This window comes from Actinomadura sp. NPDC048955 (assembly GCF_040649435.1).
In the GTDB taxonomy this organism is placed as follows: Bacteria; Actinomycetota; Actinomycetes; order Streptosporangiales; family Streptosporangiaceae; genus Spirillospora; species Spirillospora luteofluorescens.
The window spans coordinates 204595-227369 of the sequence record NZ_JBEZJI010000005.1 but is presented as its reverse complement, the minus strand read 5'-3'; the positions used below and the strand labels follow the sequence as shown (position 1 = coordinate 227369).

The window sequence follows — 22775 nt, the reverse complement described above, 5'->3', positions numbered from 1 at the left end:
CTATACCGGTCATACTATACCGGTACTACAATAGGCGCCATGGTCAGGTTGCCGCTCACCCCCGCGGAGCTCGAACGCGGACAGCGCCTCGGCGCCCTCCTGCGACGGGCCAGAGGAGAGCGCTCGATACTCGACACCGCGCTCGACGCCCGCGTCTCCCCGGAGACCCTCCGGAAGATCGAGACAGGCCGCGTGGCCACCCCCGCCTTCTCGACCATCGCCGCGATCGCCGAGGTCCTCGGCCTCTCCCTCGATGAGGTGTGGGCCGAGATCAGCCAACCCGAACTCGATGTCGAATCAACCAGCACCGGTCGCAATACAGCGTAAGCGGACGGCCTCACGAGGCCCACTTCCGCGGCCGAATCGGAGGCGTCACGCGAGACCTGCCGGGACGCCGGTTCTACGAGACGGGCGATACCCCTTGGCGTCCGGCGGCGTGGCGGAGGAGATCGAGCGGCTGCGGGCCCCATGCTGAACGACCGGTACCACTTACCTTTCGCGATCTAGCGCACCAGAAGACCGATGGCGACCTTCAGCCGGTCGAGGTAGGACTCCCGCGACGCGACCTGATACTTGAGGCCGATCGATGCGCTGATCAACGTCTGCGCGATGGAGGAGGCCGCCTCTCGCCCCGACCCGACGGCGATCGCGTCTGTGATCAGTTCTTCGAACCGCCGCGGCATGGTCTCGACGATCTCCCCGAGGAGGCCGGGGTTGGCCTCGATGACCGCCGCGACATCGCGCGCCAGCGGACCGATGTAGCGGCCCGCCCAGTGGTCGAACGCTTCGGCGAGGCGCTCTGGAAGTGGGCGGCCGACGTCTGCCAGGACGTGTTCGACCGCTGCGATGTCCCGCTCCAGTGCTTGAACGACCGCGGCCCGGAAGAGGGCTTCTTTCGAGGAGAAGAGGAAGTAGAGCCCGGGCCGGGAGATGTGCGCCGCCCGCGCCACCTCCTCCATCGAGGTCTTCCTGTAGCCGAATCGCGCGAACGTGACCATGGCGGAGTCCAGAACCGCCGCGCGGCGGTCGGAATCGGCGGCTGTCGGTGGGGAGTGGCCGGCTTCGGCGCTGCTCATGGAGGCACCCTACGAGATGGCCGACGAACTATACAAGTTGAGTCTAGTGCGTATAGTCGGCCTCATGGATCGACTCATCTCCACGCCCTTCACCGCCTCCAGCACCGCAGCCGAGGTGTTGCAGGACGTCGACCTCACCGGCGTCCGCGCGATCGTGACGGGGGCCTCGTCCGGGCTCGGGGTCGAGACGGCTCGGGCGCTGACCGCCGCCGGGGCGGAAGTGACGCTCGCCGTCCGGAACACGACCGCGGGTGACGCCGTCGCCGAGACGATCGAGAGGTCGACCGGAGGGATCCGGCCCCGAGTCGCCCGGCTCGACCTCGCCGACCGAACCTCCGTCACCCGGTTCGCCGACGCGTGGAGCGGCCCGCTCCACCTGCTGATCAACAATGCGGGTGTGGTCACCGGTGGCCTCGAACGTACCCGTGAGGGATGGGAACTGCAGTTCACGACCAACCATCTCGGCCACTTCGCCCTGGCCACTCGCCTTCACGACGCCCTGGCCCTGGGAGCGTCCGACCGGGACGGAGCACGGATCGTCTCGGTCAGTTCGACGGCGCACATGCGGAGCGGCATCGACTTCGGCGACCTCCACTTCGAGCGTCGCGGCTACGACCCGCAGATCGCGTACGCGCAGTCGAAGACGGCGAACTCCCTCTTCGCCGTGGAGGCGACCCGCCGGTGGGCGTCCGACGGCATCGTCGCCAACGCGGTGAACCCCGGGGGTGTCGCGACGGGACTACAGCGGAACTTCACACGGGAACAGAAGGAGTCACTCGACGCGGCCGAGGCCGCCGGAGTCTTCACGTACAAAACGGTTGAGCAGGGGGCCGCCACCAGCATCGTCGCGGCCGTCGCCCCCGAATTCGCCCACTCCGGAGGTCACTACCTCGACGATGCGCAGGAGGCCTACACCGTCCCGGACGACGCCGACCTCGCGCAACACCCGCACGGTGTCAAGGAATGGGCGCTCGACCCCACCACCGCCGAACGCCTCTGGACCGTCTCGACCGACCTGCTCTGCACCTGACCGCTCGATGCCGCTTGAGCGGGGAGAGCCGGGCAGCGGCGACGTCCCAGGCAGCGGGCATTACACCCGCCCAAGGCGTTGAGAACCAGGGACGGTCAGCCAGCCGAGTCCTGCTTGAGTTGCGCGATCAGGTTGGCGAACTGGACACCGGAGAGGGTGAGGTGGCCCCCATCAGGGTCCTTGCTGTCGCGCAACCCGACCCCAACGCCTGCCCCAAGCCGCCCCAACTGAACGCAGTGCTGATCATCTGCTCCACCACTGTGGGTGCTCTTACGCCACTGGATGCTCATCGGTAACTCTCCAAGCACCGCTTGATGATCTCGCGAGAGGGGCACGGGCCAGGTGTGTGAACGAGCCAGAAGGGGAGGACGGTCAGCGGGTCGAGTCCTGCTTGATCTGCTCGACCAAGCAGGCGAACTGGACACCGGAGAGGGTGAGGTGGCCCCCGTCCGGGTCCTTGCTGTCCCGCACTCCGACTCCTGCCTCCGACGCAAGGCGGGCCAGCTCAACACAGTGTTCGTCGTTCACGCCACCGCTGTACGAACTCTTTCGCCACTGCTGCATCATGTGAGTCGCTCCGCATACCGCTTGATGATCTCGCGCGAGGCTTCCTCGGAGGCAGCCTTCACACCGATGCGATCGAACATAACGGACAGCTCCCGAACCTCGCCAGGCGTCTCGATCAGGCGCCCTCCATGCTGAGCGCCTGAGTACGCGACGTCACGGTCTTCCAGACCCAGGATTTGCACCGACCCCTCGAAACCCATGTGCGCGCCTGAAGAGAACGGGACGACGCGCAAACTCACATGCGGAAGTTCCGCGAGGGAAAGCAGGTGATCGAACTGCTTCTTCATCACATTCGAGCCACCGACCATGCGGGCCAGAACACCCTCGTCAATCACCGCCCAGGTGAGGCGGGAATCTCCCTTCTCCCAGTACGCCCGCTTACGCGCGACCCGGCGAGCCATGGTCGCCTCCAGGTCCTTGAATCTGCTCGCCTCGACACAGGCCCAGGTGTAGTCGTCGGTCTGGAGCGCCAGCGGGACGGCCTGACCGTGGTAGGTCTTGATCGAGATCGCTTCTTCTTCGTATCTGTCGAGCTGCTTCCCCCAATCCGGATCGTGCATCATTCGGGCGAACCAGAGTAAGAGCTGCAACAGTCGTCCGGTACCGTATTTTTCGTCCAGTTTGACCAGGTGATTCTCCTGAGGCCGCTGCCTTCCCGCCTCGATGTTGCAAACAGAAGATCTGGTGACCCCGGTGATCTTTCCGACCTGAGTGAGCGAGAGGCCGGATTTCTCGCGAAGGAATCGCAGGTAGAAGGCCAGGAAGTGGTACATCGAGATCTTGGGGTCGAGGGGGTCGCGAACGAGGGGCATGAGTCCTCCTGTTTTGCAATGTTGTTTGTACAGGTCAACCCTAAGACGTCCGGTGAAGCTTGTCACAGGGAATGAAATCTCGGACAAGGGCGGGGCGATGGCGATGACGGCGAGCGGGGATCTACTTATGCCTCTTATGGGGACACCGTCCGCAGTGGGGCTGGCACGTACCCTTGTGGACGCGCGAATCCGCAACTGGAACTATTTCCACATTCTCGACAATGCGCTTCTCGTCGTCTCGGAACTCGTCACCAATGCGGCGCGCCAGACGCCGCATGAGGAGATCCGGCTCCAGCTCAGTCGGGACGCGCACGGCGTCGTCATCGCCGTCTGGGACGCGGACTACGCCCTCCCGCAGGCCAAGCCGGCGAAGGAACTCACCCTCGAGGACCTCGACCTTTCCGAAGAGGCGTTCGACGACAACGGCGGCTGGGGGCTTCACATCGTCCAGGCGCTCTCGACCAAGTGCGGCGTCACGGGCGACCCGGCCGGCGGCAAGTGGATCTGGTCTCGCATCCGACCATGACCTGCGGGCGAACAAGACACGCGCACCCGCGACTCTCCGGAGGATCGACGCGGCCTGCCGCTCAGCGAGCGGCGGTGCGCAGGTCGAACTCGGTCGGGCGGTCCGCAGCGCCCGCTCGCGATTGCGGCGCGCATCGGCCCGCAACCCCCGGTCGCGCCGGATGGCCGTCGTCGGGTTGGGGTCAGGAGGCTGGCTGGACATGTCGGTTTTAAGCATGAGTGGTGGTCCAACGGTTGACGCCCCGCGGACGGTGCGCCCGGTCGTTTGCCGGGAGGGCCGTGCTCGGCACGGTAGGAGCCAGGGCCGTGGTGAAACCACGACCGCTCGACAAACAACCCCGGTGCACGTGTCAGGCACGCGCACCACGACCCAAAAAGGAAATCCGACATGGACAGGTTCCAGCTGGTCTCGCCGGAGAGGATTCGGCGGATCTCGACGAAAGCGCGCTCGCTGATCACGGCGAGCAGGGCGTGGCTGATCTCGGTCGCTGTGGGCGTCATCACCGGCGCGGCCGTCGGCGGCCTCATCGCGGGCTTGGACTACGCCGCCTTCATCGCCGACCTCCACCACCGCCACGAGATCGACGCCTTCGCGTTCAACTACCTCGACTTCCTTCGCAACCGCGTCGTCGAGGGAGCCGTCATCGGCGCCGCCTGCGGCGCCATCGGAGCCGTCGGCGCCGTCAGCGTCGTCCTCCGCGTCCTCGAAGACCCCCGCGTGCGGAAGCTCTTCGCCCGCCTCGCCGGTGGCGCCGTCATCGCCGGGGTCCTCGCCTGCGTCGCGTTCGTCGTCCTGGCCGCCGTCGGCATCGCCGTCCGCGGCCCGATCGGCCCTCAGGGCGCCGTCACGCCCGGCGACTTCCTCATCAGCCTCTGCGGCTGCGCCGCGGGGCTCGCCGTCGGTACCACCCGCACCGACGGCTGACGCACCCACGGGGGTCTGGCGCTGCCAGGCCCCCGTACCGTCTCAACTCCGTTCAGCTGGCCCCGTCCTGCTCGATCTGGTCGATGAAGTACGGCTTCATGGCGGGATAGTAGGCGTCGAAGTCCGGCTTCGGGGAGCCGTCGCGCGCGGCCACGAGCATGTCCAGGTAGTACTCCCAGCCAGGACCGTTCTCGCCGATCTGCTCTTCGGTTTCGAGATGCTCCACGAACTCCAGCCGGGTCGAACCGTCTGCCTCTGACAGCAGCAACTCGATGCGCCAGGTACCGTGCTCGTCCGTCGCCGAAATGGCCAGACGATGCGGTGGCTCGCACGCGTCGATGTGCATGTCGAACCACGGCGCCTCGTCTTCGAACGACATCTGCACCTGGATCGTCCGGCCCGGCGCGGCGTCGCCCTTCCACGGGCCGAACCAGCGGGCCGTGCGCTCGGGCTCGGTGACGCTGGCCCACACGTCCTCGACGGAGGCCCGGAACGAACGGGTCAGGACGAGATCACTTCCAGTGGCGGTACGAACCAGCCTGCCGGTGGGTCGAGGGTTCATGCGGTGTTCTCCTTCTTCTCGTCGGGGGTGCCGGTGGCGCGGCGTTCGCGGCGGGTCCGGTGGACCTCCGTCTCCAGGGCGTCGAAGCGGTGCTCCCAGCCGCGCGGCTGGACGAACTGAGCGAGCCATCCGGCGAGGTGGGTCAGCTCCGCCGGGTCGATCTCGTAGAGCCGTTCCCGGCCGACGAGTTCGTCGCGCACCAGGCCGCTCTGCCGGAGCACGCGCAGGTGGCGGCTCACCGCCGGCCTGCTGATCTCGAAGCGTCCGGCGATCTGCCCCGCCGTGAGCCGGCCGCCGCGCAGCATGACCAGGATCTCCCGGCGCACGGGGTCCGCGATCGCTCTCACCACGTCGTCCACCGTAAAAGCGTAACCTACAAGTTACGCTTTTGTCGACGGCGGGCAGCGGCCGGACGGGCCGCGTCGGGGGGCCGAGGTATCGCGCCGATGACCACAGGCGAGGACGCCGGCACCTTGGTGCGGCGGATGCGGGGATGCTTCGACAGCCGACGGTTCGACGAGGCCGCCGCGCTGCACGCGCCCGACTTCTTCGGCCACCCGCTCGGCGCCGCCGGGTTCGAGGCGGGCATGGCCTGGCGCGTGCTCGTCGCCCGGGACGTTCTGGTCGACGGCGACGGGGCCGCCGTCCGCTCGGCCGTCGAGGGCCTCGCCCTGCCCGGCGGCGAGGCGCGGCGCGAACTGTTCGAGATCTTCCGCTTCGAAGGCGGCCGATTCGCGGAAATGTTGGGGGGCCGTCACCGGCTTTCCGGCCTCGATCAGCCCCGAGGACCTGCTCGCCTGACGCGTGACCGCGATCGCCCCTTCCCCTGCCGGGCAGCGCGGGCGGGCGAGGGTGGAGCGCGGCACGGGGGGGTCCCGTGCCGCGCTCCAGGTGCGCGGCGTCTACCCGAAGGCGTGCTCCGAGAGGGCGCCGGTTGCCCCGTCGGGGCACTTGAGGCTCAGGCCGAAGCTCGTGACCTCGGTGAGTCCGATGGCGAAGCCGAGGTTCGTCCTCAGCAACCGCCGGATTCCGATCCGCCTCTGAGGCGGCATGTCCAGCTGGTAGAACTTCCGCCACTGAGCGACGACGTCCTGGATCGGCGCGTCGTCGGCTTCGGTGGCGGCGATTTGCTGGAGCCTCCCCCAGATGGTGCTGACGAGGCTCTGGATCTCCTGCTCCCAGGCGGGATCCTGCGAGCCGATTGCCCTTGCGAACAGCATGCCGAGCGCCGCCAGAAGGGCGAGGTCCGTCGGCTGGACACCGACGGCTTCCACCCCGCCTTTCGGAGCGCCTTCCATGCCGGGGCACTTGGCCGCCAGCAGGAACTTCGTCTCGCGCGCGAGCGCGAGTGCGGCGCACCGATTCCGCAGCATGATGTCCCGGAAGCCGGGCCGCCTCTTGCTCGGAACGTCCTCCTGGAGGAGGTCGTACCAACGACCGCCGAGGCTCTGGATGGGGTCGTCATCGTCGCAGACGCGAGCGATCTCGTACAGCCTCTCTCGAGTCTGCCTGATGAGGCGCCGCGCCGGGCGCTCCTGCCCGATGCTGATCCACCCGTCCGAGAGGAGGGCGATGAGCCTGGTCAGGCGATGGACGTCCGCCGGCTTGACGATGCCGAGTTCCGCCCACTCCTTCAGTTTCCTCTGCTCCGCCTGACGGTCCTGGTCGTTGAGACGCCGACGCAGGTCGGCGGGGGTGCCGAGGGTGAAGTTCGTGGTCATGGTTTGTCTCCCATCGGATGGGCGGGTGAAGAGCTGAGCTACATCCCTGCGGACAGTCCGGGGAGTGGACCCGGAGTCAAGCGCCGAGGCCCGTTGACCAAGGTCCCTTCGGCTCGGGCGCGGCGCTCGTCCCGTGCGCCGTTGCGGCCCGGGACGTTGCGAGGACGGTCGCGCTCGGCACGGTAGGCCCCGAGGACGTGGTGAGGCCACGAACGTCCGACAACCAACCCGGTGTGCGTGCCAGGCACGCGCACCCCCGACCCAAACAGGGGTGTCAAGATGGAAAAGCTTCGGCTCATCGCGAAGAACGCGGGCCGGTCGATCTCGGCGAACAGGCGGCGGCTGATCTCGCTCGTCATGGGCGCCCTCGCCGGCGCCCTGGTCGGAGGCTTCATCGAGGTGATGGACTACGCCGTCCTCCTCGCCGACCTCCACCACCGCTACGGGATCGACCCCTTCGAGGCCGGCAACCCCGCCTTCCTCGTCTACAAGGCCGTCCTCGGCGCCTGCATCGGCGTCATCACCGGTGCCGGGGGCGCGTACTGCAGCGCCTTCGTCGGCATCGAGAGCGCCCGCATGCGGAAGAACGTCTTCCGCATCGCCCTGGGCACCGTCATCGCCGGGGTCGCCGCCGCCGTGGCGTGCGTCGCCCTGGCCGCCTCCGGCGTCGCCGTCATCACTCTGCCCGGGCCCATCGGCGGGGACACCCTCGTCAGCAGCCTCGGGAACCTCATCATCAGCACCTGCGGCGTGGCCGCGGGTGTCGTCGTCGGCGCCGTCCGCGCCCGCGACTGATCTGCTCGCGGGGCCCGGCACCGGCCGGTCCTCGCCCAACGGGGGCCTGGCACTGCCAGGCCCCCGTTTTCGTCGCCGGTCGACGGTCCTCTCCGCGGATCGCAGCCGTTGCCGGGAGGGGCGCTCTCGGCACGGTAGGGCCCGAGGACGTGGTGAGGCCACGAACGTCCGACCCACGAGGTCCGGAACCCGCCCGTGCCGTCCCTTCGCCTGCTCCCGACGGAACACGTTCCGGGCCAGACATCTCCCGCATCTGCGACAACACCCCTGAGGAGCCCTTGGTGACAGGTCCTGCTGGTCCGTCATGGGGTCAAGGCGGACACAGGCCGCCTCATCCCGGATACGGAGCTCCGCCGCCCTGGCGGCAAGGCCCTCCGCCGCAGCCGCCCTACCCGCCACAGCCTCCGCCCCCGTACCCGCCGTACCGGCCACCCGGACCTCCGCCGCCCCCGCGGCCGCCGTCCCGGGCGGGACGGATCCTCCGGAAACTGAACCCGTTCCTCGCCGCACGGGCGGTGTTCCAGCCTTCGCGGCCGGACCTGATCGTCGACGCCCGCGTCCGGAAGTTGCAGGTCGTTCGCGCCTGGGCAGGCATCGTGGTGACCCTGGCCGTGGCCGCGATCTACCGGGTCACCGCTCCCCAAGCCCTGGCCGACGAGCGGTTCGACGACGCCTGGATCAACGTCCTGATCCTCACCTGCGTCCTGCCGGTGGTCGTGGGAGCCTTCGTCCTGGCCGCCCGGCCTCCGAACCGGGGCGCGTTCGCGCGCCGGATCCGCTACCCGTTGATCGCGGTCGCGGCGATGTTCGGCTCCATGTTCACGTTCGTGCTCGCGGCCGTACCCGACCTGGAGGGTGCGCGCGACGCGGCGGGACCTGCGGTGATGATCCCTGTGGGAGTGGTCCTCGTCCTTTGGATGCTCCCCTTCGTCCTCTACGGCATCGTCCTGTCACTGACCAACGTGTTCCGGACGGCTGACATCCACGAGGTGGTGCCGCCTCTGGTGAACGTGTCGGTGTCCTGGGTGATGGCCGTGGTCAACCTGTTCAACGACTCCTTCAAGGGGATTCCGCATGTCTTGACCCTGGTGCTGCTGCTGGGGGCGCCGCTGACGGTGTCCGCTCTCGCCTACTACGAGTTGCGCAGGCTGCGCCTCCTGCACGGCATCACGTTGCGGAACACACTGCTGCGCTGACTCAGCGGGAGACGTCACGACGCGGACAGCGATCAGTTTTTCCCTCGTCCAGACGGGCGTGATCTGCACTTCGCGGAGGCGCCAGCCCTCCGCCGTCCGGGTCGCGGTGAGGGCCTGCCGCAGGCCGCCGGTGAAACAGCCCTGCAGGTCCCGGCGGTCTGACCGGCGGAAAGTTGGTCGGTGCCGCATCCGCGGGTGACCGTCCCGACGAATAACCAGTGGTCGCGGCGTGTCAGCCGTCATGGGGAGGGGTCGTGACGGACGGCGCGCCGCGACTCCGCGTTCAGGATTCCGGCGTCCACCCGTGGACGCCGAAGGTCTCCCCGCGGCCGATGGCCGCGAGCGCCTGCACACAGTGGGGGATCACGTCGGCGGGTGGGGCCGCCGGGTCGATCCACAGCGCCTCCGAAGCCTTGTCGGGTTCGGCCGCGCGCGGCTCGCCCACCCAGCGCCGGAAGGTGAACCAGTAGTCGCTGATCGCATGGCAGGGCCCCGGCAACGACGCGGCAGTGCGGTGCAGGACGTGGCTGAACTCGGCGTCGTCGCGGTGCAGCGTCACGCCGGTCTCCTCCCTGGCCTCGCGGATCGCCGCGGCCAGGACGTCTTCGCCGGGCTCGATCCGTCCAGCGGGCGGGCACAGCCAGCCGTCGCGGTAACCGGTGTTGTGGCGGCGCAGCATGAGCACCGCACCGTCCTCGCGCCGCAACAGGACGTGCGGCGCGATGAAAGATCCGTGCCAGCCGCTCGCCGCCACCCCGGCGACCTCGCGGGCGGACACGACGCCGAGCCGCCTGGCCATGTGCTGTGCGGCCTGTTCAGGGCCTCCGGCCAGCTCGACCATGGGCACGGCGGCGGACAGGATCACGTCGGCCAACTCGTCCAGGACGTCCGCGGCGGTCTTGTGGACGCCCTTGCGGGGATTGCCGCCGGTCATTCCCAGATAGGCCTCGACGACCTCGCCGACCTCCTCGGCGACCTTCATCACCAGCGCATGCGTCGGCACACCAGCAAGGTAACCGGCCCGTATCCGGGCCGAATCAGCCCAGAACCCGCCACAGGGCTCAGCATTCCCAGAGTTCCCCACCCCGCGACCCTAGACCGCCGAGCGACGGCAGACTCCCGAGTCTCGAACATTTGGGCGAGCCATGGACGGGCGCCGGCCCGGCCGCGGCGGGAGGAGGACACTCCAGGGTCGGGGTCACAGTCTGCCGAGCGCCTTGGCGAGAGCGGTCGCGGTGGAGGCGATCACCTTGTCGTCGTGCGGGGCCCGGCGGTTGCGGTTGGTGAAGACCGACATGATGAGCGGCGCGTCCGAGCCGGGCGTCCACACGATCGCGATGTCGCCGGCGGTGCCGTAGTTGCCCGCGCCGCCGGTGCCGGTCTTGTCGCCGACCGTCCAGTCCTTGGGGAGCCCCGCCCGGATCCGGTTGGCGCCGGTGAGGCTGGCCTTCAGCCAGCCGACCAGCCTCGCCCGATCGCGGGGATGGAGGGTCCTGCCGGTGGTGATCCCGGTGAAGGTGCGCGCCGCCGCCGCGGGGGTGGTGGTGTCGCGCTCCTCCCCTGGCCTCCACTCGATCAGTTGGGGCTCCGGCCGGTCCAGGCGGCTCGTCTCGTCACCGGTGGCGCGGAAGAACCTGGTCAGCCCGCGCGGCCCGCCGATCTGCCCGAGCAGCGTGTTGCCCGCGAAACCGTCGGACTTGGTGACTCCGGCATGGCAGAGTTGGGCCGGTGTCATGCCGGTGTCGGTGTATTCGGTGGTCTCCGGGGAGTTCGTGGTGAGTTCGGCCATGTCGGCGGCTTTCCAGCGGACCACCTTGTCCATCAGCCCGGGTTCGCCGGTGCGCGCTTTCCGCATCACCGCCGCGCACGCGAACACCTGGAACATGGAATTGAACGGAAAACGCTCGCCGGCGCGATAACCGACCGTTCTCCCGGTTCCCAGGTCGATGCCCACGGCACCGATACGCCCGTCGTAGGACTTCTCAATTTCCTGCAGCGTGCTGTCCAGGCTCGAAGCGTCCTTGCCGCCCGTCCGAGTGGCGACGGTCGCGGCGTTCGTCTCGCCGGGAGCGGCTGCCACTACATAGGCGAGGCCACCCAGCAGCGCGGACGCGGTCAGTGTCGCGACTCCCAGTCGCAATCCCAGGTGTCGGGTCATGCCGAGAGAAGATCATGAATACCAATACGATGTCCAATATTAAGATGGATCATCGATCCATATCGACATCCATATCAGTCTGCAATTTGGCTGCTATGGCGTAGTCGATCTGGATGTCTTGGTAGGTGGTCTGGGATTTGACCTTGTCCGGGAGGTTGGTGCGGGTGCTTCCGGAGGTGGAGTCGTCGGAGGAGCCTTCGGTGAAGGTCACGGAGACGTCGGGGACCTCTTCGAAGCGGAGTTCGTCGGCCTTCACTTTGGCGGTGAAGAGGATGTCCGCCGTGCGCTGCAGGTCGGCGTCGGGGAGGTCGCCGGGGCTCATGAGCGCGTGCCTTGCTGGGAGAGCATCCGCAGGAGGGCCTTGCCCAGTTCACGGACGGAATCCTCTGTCTCGCGCAGGGCGCCTTGCAGCGCCGTGATCTCCTGCTCTCCGTCGGGCTTGTCCGCTCCGCTTTCCGGCTTCTTTTCGCCCTCCGGCTTGTCCTCGTCGCCGGAGGAGTCGCCGGACTTCGCTTCCTCCTCGTGCCGGTCGGAGGATGATTCTTCCGGCTCCGTCTTGTCTCGGTCTTCGGACGGCTTCTCCGGCTCCGCTGCCTCCCGGCCTTGCTCAGTGCCGTTCTCTGATTCTGCCTTCTCCTCGTTTCGCTTGGCGGAGTCCTCTCGCTCCGTTCCCTCCTGATCCCCCCGGTCGGAGGGCTCTGGCTCCGCCTCTTCCGCGTCCCGGTTGGAGGAGTTCTCTGGCTCCGTTTCTTCCTTGTCTTGGTCGGATGGGTGCTCTGACTCCGTCTGCTCTGACGAGGGTTCGGGCTCTGCCTTCTCCTCGCGTTCTTCGGAGGAGTCCTCGGACGTCGCCGTGTCGGTGGCGCCTTTTGCTGTTTCGGCTGCTCGGCTCGCCGTGTCCTGGACGCCCTTGCCCGTTGCTTCGGCGGCTTGTCCGGCGCCCTTGCCTGCGTCTCGGACGCCCTCTCCTGCACCTTCGGCGGCGCGGCCTGCGCCCTTGCCCACCTGTCCGGCCGCTTGGCCCGCGCCCTTGCCCGCTTCGCCAACGCCTTCGCCCGCGCCCTGGCCGACTTGCTCGGCCGCACGGCCCGCACCCTTGCCCGCTTCGCCTACGCCTTCGCCCGCGCCTTCGCCTACGTGTTCGGCGGCGCGGCCGGTGCCCTTGCCGACCTGGCTGACGCCCTCGCCGGCGCCTTCGCCCACCTCTTCGGCGGCTCGCCCGGCGCCTCGGCCGACCTCGCTGACGCCTTCGCCGGCGCCCTTGCCGACTTCCTTGACCGCGCCGCCCGCGCCCTCGCCGACGTCCTTCACCGCGCCCCCGGCGCCCTCGCCGACGCTCTCGACGGCGCCGCCGGCTCCGCGGCCGACGTCCTCCACGGCGCCCCTGGCGCCCTTGCCGACCTCGCCCACGGCGCTGCCGGTGCCGGAGCCGATGTCGCTCACCGCCGACTCGAGGCCGCGGCCGATGTGCTGGAGGATCTCCGGGTTGCGGTCGAGGGTGGTGAGGACGCGGTCGACGATGATGGCGACGTTGTCGAGCCGGACCTGGAGTTCGGCCTCCGCCTCGACGCCCTTGATCTCCAGCTTGACCCTGCCGAGGAACACGTCCGCGCCGACGTTCAGCTTGAGCAGGTCGAGGACCTCGGCGACGAGCGAGACGTGCGCCTCCAGGTTCTCGACCTCCAGGGAGATCTCCTCCACCTTGAGCTGCGGGACGTCGAGATGGACGTCCGGGCCCTCCGCGGGCTGCGCCCGCCGGTCAGGCTGCAGGGTCCTGCCGGTCAGGCCCTCCGAGTCATCGCGGGACTCGTTCCGCTCGCGATCAGCCTTGCCGGACTCGCCGTCGCTCATCGTTCCCCCCGATGCTCGATCCTGGCCCCGAGGGTTGACATGCCCCCTCAGCGCCACCTTCCACCAGCGAAGACGTCAGGCGCGGGCGCTCTCCGCCTCTTTCTCCTCCTGCTCGGCCTCCGGCTTCTCCTTCTCGTCCTCCCGCTCCGCCTTCGGCTCCTCGGCCCGCTCGTCCGGCTTCTTCTCCTCGCCCTCGGCCTGGGCCTCCGACTTCGCCTCCTCGGCCTGCTCCTCCTCCTTGAGGGCGTCCTCGTGGGTCTTGACGACCTCGCCGTCGCGGATCTCGCCGCGCCAGCCTTCGACCTCTTCCTGCTCCAGCAGCGTCTTGGTCATCATGTGGCGCTTGATGTGCTTGAAGTCCAGGCGGAGGCGGCGGCCCTGGGCGCGCCACATGTTCGCGGTCTTCTCGAAGAAGCCGTCCGGGTGGTACTCGGCCACCAGCAGGACCCGCGTCATGTCCGGCGTCAGCTCGTGGAACGTCACGGCGCCGTCGACGTAGCCCTTGGGGCCCTTGGACTTCCAGACGATCCGCTCATCGGGGACCTGCTCGATGATCGTCGCTTCCCAGGTGCGGTGGGACAGGAAGACCTGCGCCCGCCAGTTGGTCTTCTCGTCGGACTCCTGCTCGACGCTCTCCACCTTCTTGGTGAAGCTCGGGTAGTCGGCGAACTGCGTCCACTGGTCGTAGGCCACTCGCCGGGGCAGTCCGACGTCGAACTCCTCCATGATGTTGGTGACCTTCATCTTGCCCTGGCCGCCGCCCTTGCCGTCCTTGCCGCCGCCGCCGACGGCGCTCTTCACCTTGTCCTTCACCATCTCCTTGGCCCCGGTGGCGCCCGCGCTGAGGCCGGCCTTGAGCGGCGACTCGCCCTCGGCGAGCTTCTTCGCGCCGGTGGCCGCCGCCTTCCCGGCGACTCCCCCGCCGTCACCGCCGTCCAGCCGCTCGGTCAGGCTCCCGATCTGGCCGCTCGCCTTCTCCAGTGCCCGCACCATGAGCGCCTGAGCCAGGGCGCGGGCGGCGTCCTTGAGCTGGTCGACCGGGAGGTCCTGCGCGTTGCCGTTGCCCCCCGTGCCCGATTCCGTCATGATCAGCCTTCGCTTCCCTGCCGGTTTCCCCCGTCACTGACGGCATAGCCCGAGGAATCGGGACTAAAACGACAAAAAGCGCCACTGGCCAGCAAAAACGAATGATCTACCGTCCGCAGGCGTGCGGGCGGAGGCCTCCTCGAAGGACCCCTCAGCGGGCGGCGGAACGCGCCAGGCGGAAGCCCACGTCGTCGATCTGGAACGTCGGGTGGCTGCGGCGCCGCACCGAGGCCCGGCAACTCCAGTGCTCGTCGGACCAGCCGCCGCCCCGGAGCACCCGGTAGGCGCCGTAGACCTCGGCGTCGTAGAGGTCCCAGCACCACTCCCAGACGTTCCCCAGCATGTCGTACAGGCCCCAGGCGTTGGGCCGCCTGCCGCCCACGTCGTGGACCTGCTCCTGGGCGTTTCCGCGATACCAGGCGATCTCGTCGAGCGGCCCGTACCGCGGGCCGGTCGTGCCGGCGCGGCAGGCGTGCTCCCATTCGGCCTCGGTCGGCAGCCGGTACCCGTCGGCGGAGGCGTCCCACTCGGCGCCCTCGCCGTCGGCGTCGAGCCGATACGCGGGCGCCAGCCCCTCACGCCGGGACAGGGCGTTGCAGAACCGGACCGCGTCCAGCCACGAGACGCGTTCGACGGGCAGCCGCCCCTCTCCGACGGCGCTCGGCCGCTCGGCGCTGACCTGGGCATACTGCGCCCGGGTGACCGGGTACACGCCCAGCCGGTACGGCGCGAGGTCGACCCGCCAGCTGCGTTGCGTCCGCCGGTCCGACAGCGTCACCGTCCCCGCCGGGACGTCGACCATCTCGATTCCGGCGCTCGCGTCCATGGGCAGGTGATCCTACCGGCGCCCGCCGGGTCAGATCCGCAGGGCGCCGGGAGGGTGGCCGTGGCGGAGGCCGCAGGAGGTCAGGGCAAGGACGGCGTGCCCCTGGACGGACGTTCGCGGACCCAGAGCGGACGGGTCGACCGAGGCGCGGGCCGCGAAAGTGGTGGCGTGGCAATCGTCGGGGATGCCGAGATCCTTCTTGACCTGGAAGTAGCGGGCCTGGAAGCCGGCGCTGTCGTGGAGGTCGATGCCGTCGAAGGCGTCGTCGGGGAAGGCGTCGTCATGCGGGAGGACGTAGCCGTCCTCGGCGGGGTGGGAGCCGATCTGGTCGTCCGGCTCGAAGACGTCGTAGTAGCGGACCAAGTCGCCGCCCTCGGCGACGCACCAGGCCGTCCACTCGTCGCCGCAGCTCGCGCCGTACCAGTGGGCGGCGCCGAAGCGGCGGCTCAGGGCACGGCAGCGCTCCTGGATCACGGAGGGGTCGATGTCGTCCTCATGGTCGGGGAAGGGGTCGCCGAAGACGAGCGTCCAGCCGTCCAGGGACGGGGTGACGTAGACGCGGCGGCAGGGGCCGTGGTCGCCGCGCGAGACGTGGTGGTCGTGGTTCCAGGCGGACGCGCCGAGCCGCATCGTGACCGGTTCGGGTTCGGAGAGACCGAAGGCGTCGAGGACGGCGTCGCGGTCGCCGGTGGGGACGGCGTACCAGGTGCCGCACAGGTGCATGGGCTCGGGCGTCTCCGTCGCGAGCTTGACGCGGATCAGCCGCCGGATCAGGGCCAGGTCACGGTCGTCGAGCGCGGACGGGCCGCCGATCGCGGCGAGGGCCTCCAGGGCCCGGCGGCGGACGGTGCCGCGGGAACTGCGGATCTCGCGCAGGAACGGGATGACGCCCGGGCCGATCCCCTCGATGGCCCAGATGACGCGTTGCCGGACGTCGTCGTCCGGGTCGTCCAGGAGGGCGAGCAGGGAGGGGGCGTGCGGGAGGGCCGCCTCTCCCTTGAGCTGCAGGACGTAGACGGTGTTCGCGCGGACCTCGGGGCTCGGGTGGCTCAGGTCGGGGACGAAGGCCGCCAGATCGGCGATCTCCAGGCCGCAGTGGGCCCAGCCGCAGCGGCGGGCGACCTCGCCGGTGGGCGCGGACGCCATGGCCTCGACCAGGGGGGCCAGGGCGGGAAGGCCGATGCGCCGCAGGACGGTGGCGCTGGTGACCCAGTCGACCGGGGAGTCCTCGTCGCAGAGGACGGCCAGGACGGGCCGTACGGCGGGTTCGCCAACGGCCACGAGGGCGTCGCCCGCCGCCTTGTGGCCGGGCCCGGCCAGCTGGTCGATCAGTGCCTGTATCTCCACGCGGGCATCGTGCCATCACCCGGTGACATCCACGGCCGTTCCGGCCGAAACGGACGCGGCACCGGTCCGCCTCCACCGTTCCGCCGGGACGCACCGGCGGGACGGGGAAGGGCCGTCAGGACGGGTCGTAGGCGAGGTTGGGGGCGAGCCAGCGCTCGACCTCCGCGACCGGGAGGTCGCAGCGGCGGGCGTAGTCCTCGATCTGGTCCCTGCCGACGCGCCCGACCGTGAAGTAGCGCGACGCCGGATGCGCGAAGATCAGGCCGCTGACGCTCGCGGCCGGGGCCATCGCGTACGACTCGGTGAGCTTCATGCCGAGGCGGCCCGCGTCCAGCAGGTCGAACAGGGTCTGCTTGAGGCTGTGGTCGGGGCTCGCCGGGTAGCCGAGGGCCGGGCGGATGCCGCGGAACCGCTCGGCGTGCAGGTCCTCCAGGGCGGGTTCGGCGCCGGGCTCGAACCAGGCGCGGCGGGCCTCCAGGTGGACGTACTCGGCGAACGCCTCGGCGAGGCGGTCCGCGAGGGCCTTCACCATGATCGACTTGTAGTCGTCGTTGTCCTGCTCGTACTTCGCGGCGAGGTCCTCGGCGCCGAGGATCGTCACGGCGAAGCCGCCGAGGTGGTCGCCGGACGGGGCGATGTAGTCGGCGAGGCAGCGGTTGGGGCGTCCCGCCGGCTTGGACGTCTGCTGGCGCAGCATCGGGAAGCGCGCGGCGCCGGGCAGGATGATGTCGTCGCCGTCGGAGTGCGCCGGCCAGAAGCCGTAGGCGCCGTGCGCCTCGAACGCGCCGTCGGCGATGATCTGGTCGAGCAGCTCGTTGCCCTCGTCGAACAGCTCGCGCGCGACGGGCTCGTCGAGGATCGCCGGGTACTTGCCCTTGAGCTCCCAGGCCAGGAAGAAGAACTGCCAGTCGATCATCTCGCGGATCGCGGAGATCTCGGGGCGGACGATCCGCACGCCGGTGAAGTCGGGCGCGGGCAGGTCGCCGAAGTCGACCCGCTCCCGGTTCTCGCGGGCCCTCTCGACGGTGAGCAGGGGGCGGCGCTGCTTGTTCTCGTGCTGCTCGCGCAGCCGGGCCTGCTCCTCGCGGTTGGCGGCGTCGAGCGCCGCGGCGCGCTTGCCGTCGAGCAGGTCGGAGACGACGCCGACGACGCGGGAGGCGTCCAGGACGTGCACGGTCGTCGCCTCGTAGGCGGGGGCGATCTTCACGGCGGTGTGCTGCCGGGACGTGGTGGCGCCGCCGATCAGCAGTGGCAGCCGCATGCCGCGGCGCTCCATCTCCGCGGCGACGGAGACCATCTCGTCCAGGGACGGGGTGATCAGCCCGGACAGCCCGATGGCGTCGGCGCCCTCCTGGACGGCCGTCTCCAGGATCTTGGCCGCGGGGACCATGACGCCGAGGTCGACGACGTCGTAGTTGTTGCAGCCGAGCACGACGCCGACGATGTTCTTGCCGATGTCGTGCACGTCGCCCTTGACCGTCGCCAGCACGATCTTGCCCTGGCCGCGGTCGCTGTGGGCGCGCCCCGCGGCGAGCGCCTCCTGCTTCTCCTTCTCCATGAAGGGCTCCAGGTAGGCGACCGACCGCTTCATCACGCGGGCGCTCTTGACCACCTGGGGGAGGAACATCTTGCCGGAGCCGAACAGGTCGCCGACGACCTTCATGCCGTCCATCAGCGGGCCCTCGATGACGTCGAGGGGACGCTCGGCCTCCTGGCGGGCCTCCTCGGTGTCCTCCTCGATGAAGTCGATGATGCCGTGCACGAGGGCGTGGGAGAGGCGCGCGGCGACCGGCGCGTCCCGCCAGGACAGGTCGACCTCGCGCTTCGTCCGCTCGCCCTTGACGTTCTCGGCGAACGACACGAGCCGGTCGGTGGCGTCGGGACGGCGGTCGAACAGCACGTCCTCGACCAGTTCGAGCAGTTCGGCGGGGATGTCCTCGTAGACGGCGAGCTGCCCGGCGTTGACGATGCCCATGTCGAGCCCGGCCCGGACGGCGTGGAAAAGGAACGCCGAGTGCATCGCCTCGCGGACGACGTCGTTGCCCCGGAAGGAGAACGACAGGTTGGAGATGCCGCCGCTCGTGCGGGCGCCCGGGCAGCGCTCCTTGATGAGGGGCAGCGCGTCGATGAACGCCTTGGCGTAGCCGTTGTGCTCGGAGATGCCGGTCGCGACGGCGAGGACGTTGGGGTCGAAGATGATGTCCTCGGCCGGGAACCCGACCTCCCGGGTGAGCAGGTCGTAGGCGCGGGCGCAGATCGCCACCTTGCGCTCGGTGGTGTCGGCCTGGCCCGTCTCGTCGAAGGCCATGACGACGACGCCGGCGCCGAAGTCGCGGATGCGGCGGGCCTGCTCCAGGAACGGGCCCTCGCCCTCCTTGAGGCTGATGGAGTTGACGACGCCCTTGCCCTGGACGGTCTTCAGCCCCGCCTCCAGCACGCTCCACCGCGAGCTGTCGACCATGATCGGGATGCGGGCGACCTCGGGCTCGGTGGCGATGAGGTTGAGGAAGGTCGTCATCTCCCGCTCGCTGTCGAGCAGGTCGGCGTCCATGTTGACGTCGAGCAGGTTCGCGCCGCCGCGCACCTGGTCGAGCGCCACGTCCACGGCGGCCTGGTGGTCGCCCGCCTCGATGAGCTTGCGGAACTTCTTGGAGCCGGTGACGTTGGTGCGCTCACCGATCATGACGAAGCCGGTGTCGGCGCCGATCGCGAACGGCTCCAGGCCGCTGAACCGGCTGGCCGCGCCGGGGGCGGCGACCTCGCGGGGGGCCATGCCCCGCACCGCCTCGGCGATCCTGGCGATGTGGTCGGGGCCCGTCCCGCAGCAGCCGCCGACGGCGTTGACCATGCCGGACGCGGCGAACTCGCCGACCTTGCCGCTCGTCTCCTCCGGGGTCTCGTCGTAGCCGCCGAAGGCGTTCGGCAGACCCGCGTTCGGGTGGCAGGCGGTGTAGGTGCCGGCCAGGCGCGCGAGCTCCGCCACGTGCGGGCGCATCTCGTCGGCGCCGAGCGAGCAGTTCACGCCCACGACGAGCGGCTCGGCGTGCTCGATGGACCGCCAGAACGCCTCGACGGTCTGCCCGGACAGCGTCCGGCCGGACAGGTCGACGATGGTCACCGAGATCCACAGCGGCAGGTCCGGGGCGACCTCGCGGGCGGCGGCGATCGCGGCCTTCGCGTTCAGCGTGTCGAAGATCGTCTCGATCAGCAGCAGGTCGACGCCGCCCTCGGCGAGCGCGCCGATCTGCTCGGCGTAGGCGTCCTTGACCTGGTCGAACGTGACGGCGCGGTAGGCCGGGTCGTCGACCCGCGGGGACAGCGAGAGCGTGACGTTCAGCGGGCCGATGGAGCCGGCGACATAGCGGCCGCCGAACTCCTCGGCGGCCTGCCGGGCGAGCCGGGCGCCGTGCACGTTCATCTCGCGGACCAGGCTCTCCAGGCCGTAGTCGGCCTGCCCGATGCTGGTCGCGGTGAAGGTGTTGGTCGTCGTGATGTCGGCGCCGGCCCGCAGGTACTGGCGGTGGACGTCCAGGATCACGTCGGGGCGGGTGAGGTTCAGCAGGTCGGGGTCGCCGGTGACGTCCTTGGCGTGGTCGTCGCCGATGAGGTCGCCGCGGTAGTCGCCGGGGGTCAGGCCCGCGCCCTGGAGCATCGTGCCCCAGGCGCCGTCCAGCACCGCGATCCGCTGCTCAAGAAGTTCGCGCAATGGAGTCTGAGTCATTGTTTTCGAGCACCTCCCATGGAATCTGGGAGGCGCCCTTGCGGGGTCGGGTGTCTCGGGCCGAGCGTGGCGGGCTCTCGCCCGTTGCAGCGCCTCTCGGCCCGGTACCGAGGTTACATTCCGAGGGGCCGGTGTGTCAGGCGCGCCCGGGGTTGCGGGCAGGATGAGGTGGTGCGCGCACGACCGATCTCGCCGTCCCTGGTGGTCGAGGAGCTGGCCGACCGGATCACGGCGTCCGGGACGGGCTCCTGGTCGCGGGTGGTGATCGACGGGGCGCCGCCCGCGGCGCCCTCGGACCTGGCCGACGCCCTCGTCTCGCCGCTGCGCGCCCTGGGACGGGACGTCGTGCGGGTGTCGGCGCGCGACTTCCTGCGCCCGGCGTCGCTGCGCTTCGAGCACGGGCGGGACGATCCGGACGTCCTCTACGACGAGTGGCTCGACGTGGGCGGGCTCGTGCGGGAGGTGCTGGGGCCGCTGGAGCCGTCCGGCACGGGGCGGGTGCTGCCGAGCCTGTGGGACGCGGCGCTCGACAGGGCGACGAGGGCGGACTACGTGCGCGTCCGGCCCGGCGGGGTCCTGCTGCTGGACGGCTCGCTGCTGCTCGGCCGGGGGCTGCCGTTCGAGCTGACCGTCCACCTGTCCCTGTCGCGCGGTGCGCTGGCCCGCCGCACGGCGGGCGACCAGGCGTGGACGCTTCCCGCCTACGCGCGCTATGACGCCGAGGTCGCGCCCGTGCGCACCGCCGACGTCGTCCTGAAGGTGGACGATCCGGGCCACCCGGCGCTGATCACTGACGTCTAGGGCCGCCATTCCTCCTGGTAGGCGGGGTGGTGGGCGTAGGGCAGCGCGAGGAGGCGCAGCACCGACTCGCGGACGGACCGCGCCGCTTCGAGCTCGGGGGTGCGGTGGCCCTGGCCGAGGATCCAGGCCTGCTTCTCGTAGTCGTCCAGGATCTGGCGCTTGGCCGCCACCTCGGCGAGCGCGCGCGACGGGTCGTGGCGGGCGATGTGCTCGGCGTAAGCGTCGTTGTCCGCCGTCGCGACGTGGGAGGGGCCGTCGTCGGAGGGATCGCCGGTGTCGGTGCTGACCGTGCCGGAGGGGGCCGCCCTCCAGGCGGCGCCGGAGCAGGCGCGGGCCATCTGCTCGTCCCTGTCGAGCCGGGCGCGGAGGAACTCCACCAAATCCATAGGGCCATCCTGCCCCCTGGGGAGCGGGACGGCCCTATGGCAAAGGGGTTTCAGGCGGCACAGAGGTCAGGCCGCACAGAGGTCAGGCGGCGCAGTTGCCGGTGACGGGCTTGCCCGCGAAGCGGTCGCCGAGGAACGTCATCGCGTCGGGCTCGCTCCAGAGCATGCCGGTGGCGTGCTCGGCGAAGGTGTAGGTCTTCCAGGTGACGTTGGCGCCCTTCGCGCACCACGCCTTGTGGAGGGTGTCGGCCTGCCCGGCGGGGATGATCTCGTCGTAGACGGCCTGTGTCTGGAGCACCGGGGCGCTCGGGGCGGTGGAACCGAGCTTGTTGGCGTCCAGGCGCCGCTGCCACTCGGGCGTGGCCAGCGGGTCGCTGGTCGTGTAGTCGCTGATGTGCTTGAAGGCGGTCTGCACGACGGTGAGGGGCCCGTCGAAGCTGACCAGGCACATGTCCTGGGCCTTGGCCAGCAGCTCGCGGCCGTTGTCGTTGAGGTAGCCGGCCAGGTCGAGCTCCGGGTAGGCGGCGTCGTAGCCGACGGCGGCCATGAACATCAGCGCGACGAACGGGGAGCCGTCCAGGCTCTTGGCGACGGCCTGGAGGTCCGCCGGGACGCCGCCCGCGAACACACCCTTGATCGCCAGGTCGGGGGCGTAGGTCGCCGCCAGTTCCGCCGCCCAGCCCGCGGTGGTGCCGCCCTGCGAGTAGCCCCAGAGGCCGACCGGCGCTCCGCCGAGCCCGGCGTCCGGGAGGCGCTGCGCGGCGCGGGCGACGTTCAGCAGGGCCCGGCCCTGGGAGCCGCCCACCTCGTAGGTGTGCTGCCCCGGGGTGCCGAGGCCTTCCATGTCGGTGACGGCGACGGCCCAGCCGCGGCTGAGCGCGTCCGCGATGAACAGCTCCTCGTAGTCCATGCCCTGGGTGAGGGTGTAGGACGGGGCGCAGGCGTCGCCGAGTCCGCGGGTACCGACGGCGTAGGAGACGAGCGGCCGCTCGCCCTGGCCCGTCCACTCCTTGGTGGGGACGAGGACCATGCCCGACACGGCGGTCGGCCGCCCCTGCACCGTCTCCGACCGGTAGAGGACCTGCCAGGACTTGACGCCCGCGTACGGCGAGTGGCCGACCGGGTCCACGGTGAACACCGCGGGACGCGACCGGATGACGTCACCGGGCGCGCCCGCCGGGAGCGGGGAGGGCGGCTGGTAGAACGGATCCTCGGCCGGGGGCTTGGGGTCCTGCGGCGCCGCGGCGGCGGTGCCCTGCAGAGCGGCCGCCGTCATGGCGAGGCCGAGGCACGACGCGACCGCGGCGCGCACGACCCGGCGAACGGTGATGGACATGGCGGGTAACCCTTCAACGTGGCGGCGGCGTCTCCGCGCCTGCCGTCGGCGTGA

The 22775-nt window shown here is 70.0% G+C and carries 25 protein-coding genes; 7 read left to right on the top strand and 18 right to left on the bottom strand.

Annotation, left to right across the window (positions count from 1 at the left end; translation table 11 throughout):
- The first annotated feature begins 39 nt into the window (after positions 1-39).
- Complete coding sequence (locus AB0C84_RS07995; protein WP_179846773.1) at positions 40-327, top strand: helix-turn-helix transcriptional regulator; 288 nt, start codon at positions 40-42, stop codon at positions 325-327.
- 176 nt (positions 328-503) lie between these two features.
- On the opposite strand, the gene AB0C84_RS07990 is transcribed toward AB0C84_RS07995, so the two are convergent.
- Entirely contained in the window at positions 504-1076 is a 573-nt protein-coding gene (locus tag AB0C84_RS07990; protein WP_361062546.1) for a TetR/AcrR family transcriptional regulator, read from the bottom strand.
- A 64-nt stretch (positions 1077-1140) separates the two neighbouring features.
- Between AB0C84_RS07990 and AB0C84_RS07985 the strand changes: the two genes are divergently transcribed.
- Positions 1141-2106, top strand: a complete 966-nt coding sequence (locus AB0C84_RS07985) for an SDR family NAD(P)-dependent oxidoreductase (protein ID WP_361062543.1) — start codon at positions 1141-1143, stop codon at positions 2104-2106.
- A 95-nt stretch (positions 2107-2201) separates the two neighbouring features.
- Here AB0C84_RS07985 and AB0C84_RS07980 read toward each other — a convergent pair whose 3' ends face one another.
- From AB0C84_RS07980 to AB0C84_RS07970, 3 genes are all read right to left on the bottom strand, one after another.
- A complete protein-coding gene (locus AB0C84_RS07980) occupies positions 2202-2396 on the bottom strand; it encodes a DUF397 domain-containing protein (protein WP_361062540.1) in 195 nt (64 codons plus the stop codon).
- Between the two features lie 82 nt (positions 2397-2478).
- On the bottom strand, positions 2479-2670 hold the full coding sequence (locus AB0C84_RS07975) for a DUF397 domain-containing protein (protein ID WP_361062688.1): 192 nt from the start codon (positions 2668-2670) through the stop codon (positions 2479-2481).
- Positions 2670-3485: a helix-turn-helix transcriptional regulator gene (locus AB0C84_RS07970; protein WP_361062537.1), complete on the bottom strand. Its 816-nt coding sequence runs from the start codon at positions 3483-3485 to the stop codon at positions 2670-2672. Before AB0C84_RS07970 ends, AB0C84_RS07975 begins: the two co-directional genes overlap by 1 nt.
- Before the next feature lie 52 nt (positions 3486-3537).
- Between AB0C84_RS07970 and AB0C84_RS07965 the strand changes: the two genes are divergently transcribed.
- Together AB0C84_RS07965 and AB0C84_RS07960 are read left to right on the top strand one after the other, a co-directional pair.
- Complete coding sequence (locus tag AB0C84_RS07965) at positions 3538-4011, top strand: ATP-binding protein (RefSeq protein ID WP_361062534.1); 474 nt, start codon at positions 3538-3540, stop codon at positions 4009-4011.
- Between the two features lie 387 nt (positions 4012-4398).
- Positions 4399-4935 (top strand): hypothetical protein, encoded by a 537-nt coding sequence (locus tag AB0C84_RS07960; protein WP_361062531.1) that lies wholly within the window; start codon positions 4399-4401, stop codon positions 4933-4935.
- A gap of 52 nt (positions 4936-4987) precedes the next feature.
- Here the strand turns inward: AB0C84_RS07960 and AB0C84_RS07955 are convergent, their stop codons facing one another.
- From AB0C84_RS07955 to AB0C84_RS07940, 4 genes are read right to left on the bottom strand one after another with little or no spacing between them, the layout of a single operon-like run.
- Positions 4988-5497, bottom strand: a complete 510-nt coding sequence (locus AB0C84_RS07955) for an SRPBCC family protein (protein ID WP_361062528.1) — start codon at positions 5495-5497, stop codon at positions 4988-4990.
- Entirely contained in the window at positions 5494-5856 is a 363-nt protein-coding gene (locus AB0C84_RS07950) for a metalloregulator ArsR/SmtB family transcription factor (RefSeq protein ID WP_361062525.1), read from the bottom strand. The genes AB0C84_RS07955 and AB0C84_RS07950 overlap by 4 nt, the downstream gene beginning before the upstream one ends.
- Before the next feature lie 21 nt (positions 5857-5877).
- Positions 5878-6363, bottom strand: a complete 486-nt coding sequence (locus AB0C84_RS07945) for a hypothetical protein (protein ID WP_361062522.1) — start codon at positions 6361-6363, stop codon at positions 5878-5880.
- A 36-nt stretch (positions 6364-6399) separates the two neighbouring features.
- Positions 6400-7218, bottom strand: coding sequence for a hypothetical protein (locus AB0C84_RS07940; RefSeq protein ID WP_361062519.1), 819 nt, complete (start codon positions 7216-7218; stop codon positions 6400-6402).
- Between the two features lie 279 nt (positions 7219-7497).
- Here AB0C84_RS07940 and AB0C84_RS07935 point away from each other — a divergent pair, with 279 nt between their 5' ends.
- Positions 7498-8013, top strand: coding sequence for a hypothetical protein (locus AB0C84_RS07935; RefSeq protein ID WP_361062516.1), 516 nt, complete (start codon positions 7498-7500; stop codon positions 8011-8013).
- Positions 8014-8528: 515 nt separating this feature from the next.
- Positions 8529-9209, top strand: coding sequence for a hypothetical protein (locus tag AB0C84_RS07930; RefSeq protein ID WP_361062513.1), 681 nt, complete (start codon positions 8529-8531; stop codon positions 9207-9209).
- 283 nt (positions 9210-9492) lie between these two features.
- Here AB0C84_RS07930 and AB0C84_RS07925 read toward each other — a convergent pair whose 3' ends face one another.
- The 8 genes from AB0C84_RS07925 to metH form a co-directional block, all read right to left on the bottom strand.
- A complete protein-coding gene (locus AB0C84_RS07925; RefSeq protein ID WP_361062510.1) occupies positions 9493-10212 on the bottom strand; it encodes an NUDIX domain-containing protein in 720 nt (239 codons plus the stop codon).
- A gap of 195 nt (positions 10213-10407) precedes the next feature.
- Positions 10408-11367, bottom strand: coding sequence for a class A beta-lactamase (gene bla, locus AB0C84_RS07920; protein WP_361062507.1), 960 nt, complete (start codon positions 11365-11367; stop codon positions 10408-10410).
- Between the two features lie 49 nt (positions 11368-11416).
- Entirely contained in the window at positions 11417-11689 is a 273-nt protein-coding gene (locus AB0C84_RS07915; RefSeq protein ID WP_361062504.1) for a hypothetical protein, read from the bottom strand.
- Complete coding sequence (locus tag AB0C84_RS07910) at positions 11686-13218, bottom strand: hypothetical protein (protein WP_361062501.1); 1533 nt, start codon at positions 13216-13218, stop codon at positions 11686-11688. The genes AB0C84_RS07915 and AB0C84_RS07910 overlap by 4 nt, the downstream gene beginning before the upstream one ends.
- A 75-nt stretch (positions 13219-13293) precedes the next feature.
- Complete coding sequence (locus AB0C84_RS07905; RefSeq protein WP_361062498.1) at positions 13294-14304, bottom strand: SRPBCC family protein; 1011 nt, start codon at positions 14302-14304, stop codon at positions 13294-13296.
- Positions 14305-14455: 151 nt separating this feature from the next.
- Positions 14456-15130, bottom strand: coding sequence for a formylglycine-generating enzyme family protein (locus AB0C84_RS07900; RefSeq protein WP_361062495.1), 675 nt, complete (start codon positions 15128-15130; stop codon positions 14456-14458).
- A gap of 30 nt (positions 15131-15160) precedes the next feature.
- Complete coding sequence (locus AB0C84_RS07895; RefSeq protein ID WP_361062492.1) at positions 15161-16477, bottom strand: HEAT repeat domain-containing protein; 1317 nt, start codon at positions 16475-16477, stop codon at positions 15161-15163.
- Positions 16478-16592: 115 nt separating this feature from the next.
- Positions 16593-20198 carry a methionine synthase gene (gene metH / locus AB0C84_RS07890; protein WP_361062489.1) on the bottom strand — a complete coding sequence of 1202 codons (3606 nt, stop codon included), beginning with the start codon at positions 20196-20198 and terminating at the stop codon, positions 16593-16595.
- A 171-nt stretch (positions 20199-20369) separates the two neighbouring features.
- Here metH and AB0C84_RS07885 point away from each other — a divergent pair, with 171 nt between their 5' ends.
- Positions 20370-20999 carry a uridine kinase gene (locus tag AB0C84_RS07885; protein ID WP_361062486.1) on the top strand — a complete coding sequence of 210 codons (630 nt, stop codon included), beginning with the start codon at positions 20370-20372 and terminating at the stop codon, positions 20997-20999.
- Here the strand turns inward: AB0C84_RS07885 and AB0C84_RS07880 are convergent.
- The gene (locus AB0C84_RS07880; RefSeq protein ID WP_361062483.1) at positions 20996-21385 is read right to left on the bottom strand and encodes a DUF6221 family protein; all 390 of its coding nucleotides are present in this window, start codon (positions 21383-21385) and stop codon (positions 20996-20998) included. The genes AB0C84_RS07885 and AB0C84_RS07880 overlap by 4 nt on opposite strands.
- 82 nt (positions 21386-21467) lie before the next feature.
- Positions 21468-22721 carry a lipase family protein gene (locus AB0C84_RS07875; RefSeq protein WP_361062480.1) on the bottom strand — a complete coding sequence of 418 codons (1254 nt, stop codon included), beginning with the start codon at positions 22719-22721 and terminating at the stop codon, positions 21468-21470.
- Between the last annotated feature and the right edge of the window lie 54 nt (positions 22722-22775).

Coding starts and splice junctions, on each gene's coding strand:
- AB0C84_RS07875 (WP_361062480.1), bottom strand. CDS start 22,721: ATGTCCATCACCGTTCGCCGGGTCGTGCGCGCCGCGGTCGCGTCGTGC.
- AB0C84_RS07960 (WP_361062531.1), top strand. CDS start 4,399: ATGGACAGGTTCCAGCTGGTCTCGCCGGAGAGGATTCGGCGGATCTCG.
- AB0C84_RS07955 (WP_361062528.1), bottom strand. CDS start 5,497: ATGAACCCTCGACCCACCGGCAGGCTGGTTCGTACCGCCACTGGAAGT.
- bla (WP_361062507.1), bottom strand. CDS start 11,367: ATGACCCGACACCTGGGATTGCGACTGGGAGTCGCGACACTGACCGCG.
- AB0C84_RS07940 (WP_361062519.1), bottom strand. CDS start 7,218: ATGACCACGAACTTCACCCTCGGCACCCCCGCCGACCTGCGTCGGCGT.
- AB0C84_RS07900 (WP_361062495.1), bottom strand. CDS start 15,130: ATGGACGCGAGCGCCGGAATCGAGATGGTCGACGTCCCGGCGGGGACG.
- AB0C84_RS07915 (WP_361062504.1), bottom strand. CDS start 11,689: ATGAGCCCCGGCGACCTCCCCGACGCCGACCTGCAGCGCACGGCGGAC.
- AB0C84_RS07995 (WP_179846773.1), top strand. CDS start 40: ATGGTCAGGTTGCCGCTCACCCCCGCGGAGCTCGAACGCGGACAGCGC.
- AB0C84_RS07880 (WP_361062483.1), bottom strand. CDS start 21,385: ATGGATTTGGTGGAGTTCCTCCGCGCCCGGCTCGACAGGGACGAGCAG.
- AB0C84_RS07905 (WP_361062498.1), bottom strand. CDS start 14,304: ATGACGGAATCGGGCACGGGGGGCAACGGCAACGCGCAGGACCTCCCG.
- AB0C84_RS07970 (WP_361062537.1), bottom strand. CDS start 3,485: ATGCCCCTCGTTCGCGACCCCCTCGACCCCAAGATCTCGATGTACCAC.
- metH (WP_361062489.1), bottom strand. CDS start 20,198: ATGACTCAGACTCCATTGCGCGAACTTCTTGAGCAGCGGATCGCGGTG.
- AB0C84_RS07935 (WP_361062516.1), top strand. CDS start 7,498: ATGGAAAAGCTTCGGCTCATCGCGAAGAACGCGGGCCGGTCGATCTCG.
- AB0C84_RS07975 (WP_361062688.1), bottom strand. CDS start 2,670: ATGCAGCAGTGGCGAAAGAGTTCGTACAGCGGTGGCGTGAACGACGAA.
- AB0C84_RS07910 (WP_361062501.1), bottom strand. CDS start 13,218: ATGAGCGACGGCGAGTCCGGCAAGGCTGATCGCGAGCGGAACGAGTCC.
- AB0C84_RS07985 (WP_361062543.1), top strand. CDS start 1,141: ATGGATCGACTCATCTCCACGCCCTTCACCGCCTCCAGCACCGCAGCC.
- AB0C84_RS07990 (WP_361062546.1), bottom strand. CDS start 1,076: ATGAGCAGCGCCGAAGCCGGCCACTCCCCACCGACAGCCGCCGATTCC.
- AB0C84_RS07980 (WP_361062540.1), bottom strand. CDS start 2,396: ATGAGCATCCAGTGGCGTAAGAGCACCCACAGTGGTGGAGCAGATGAT.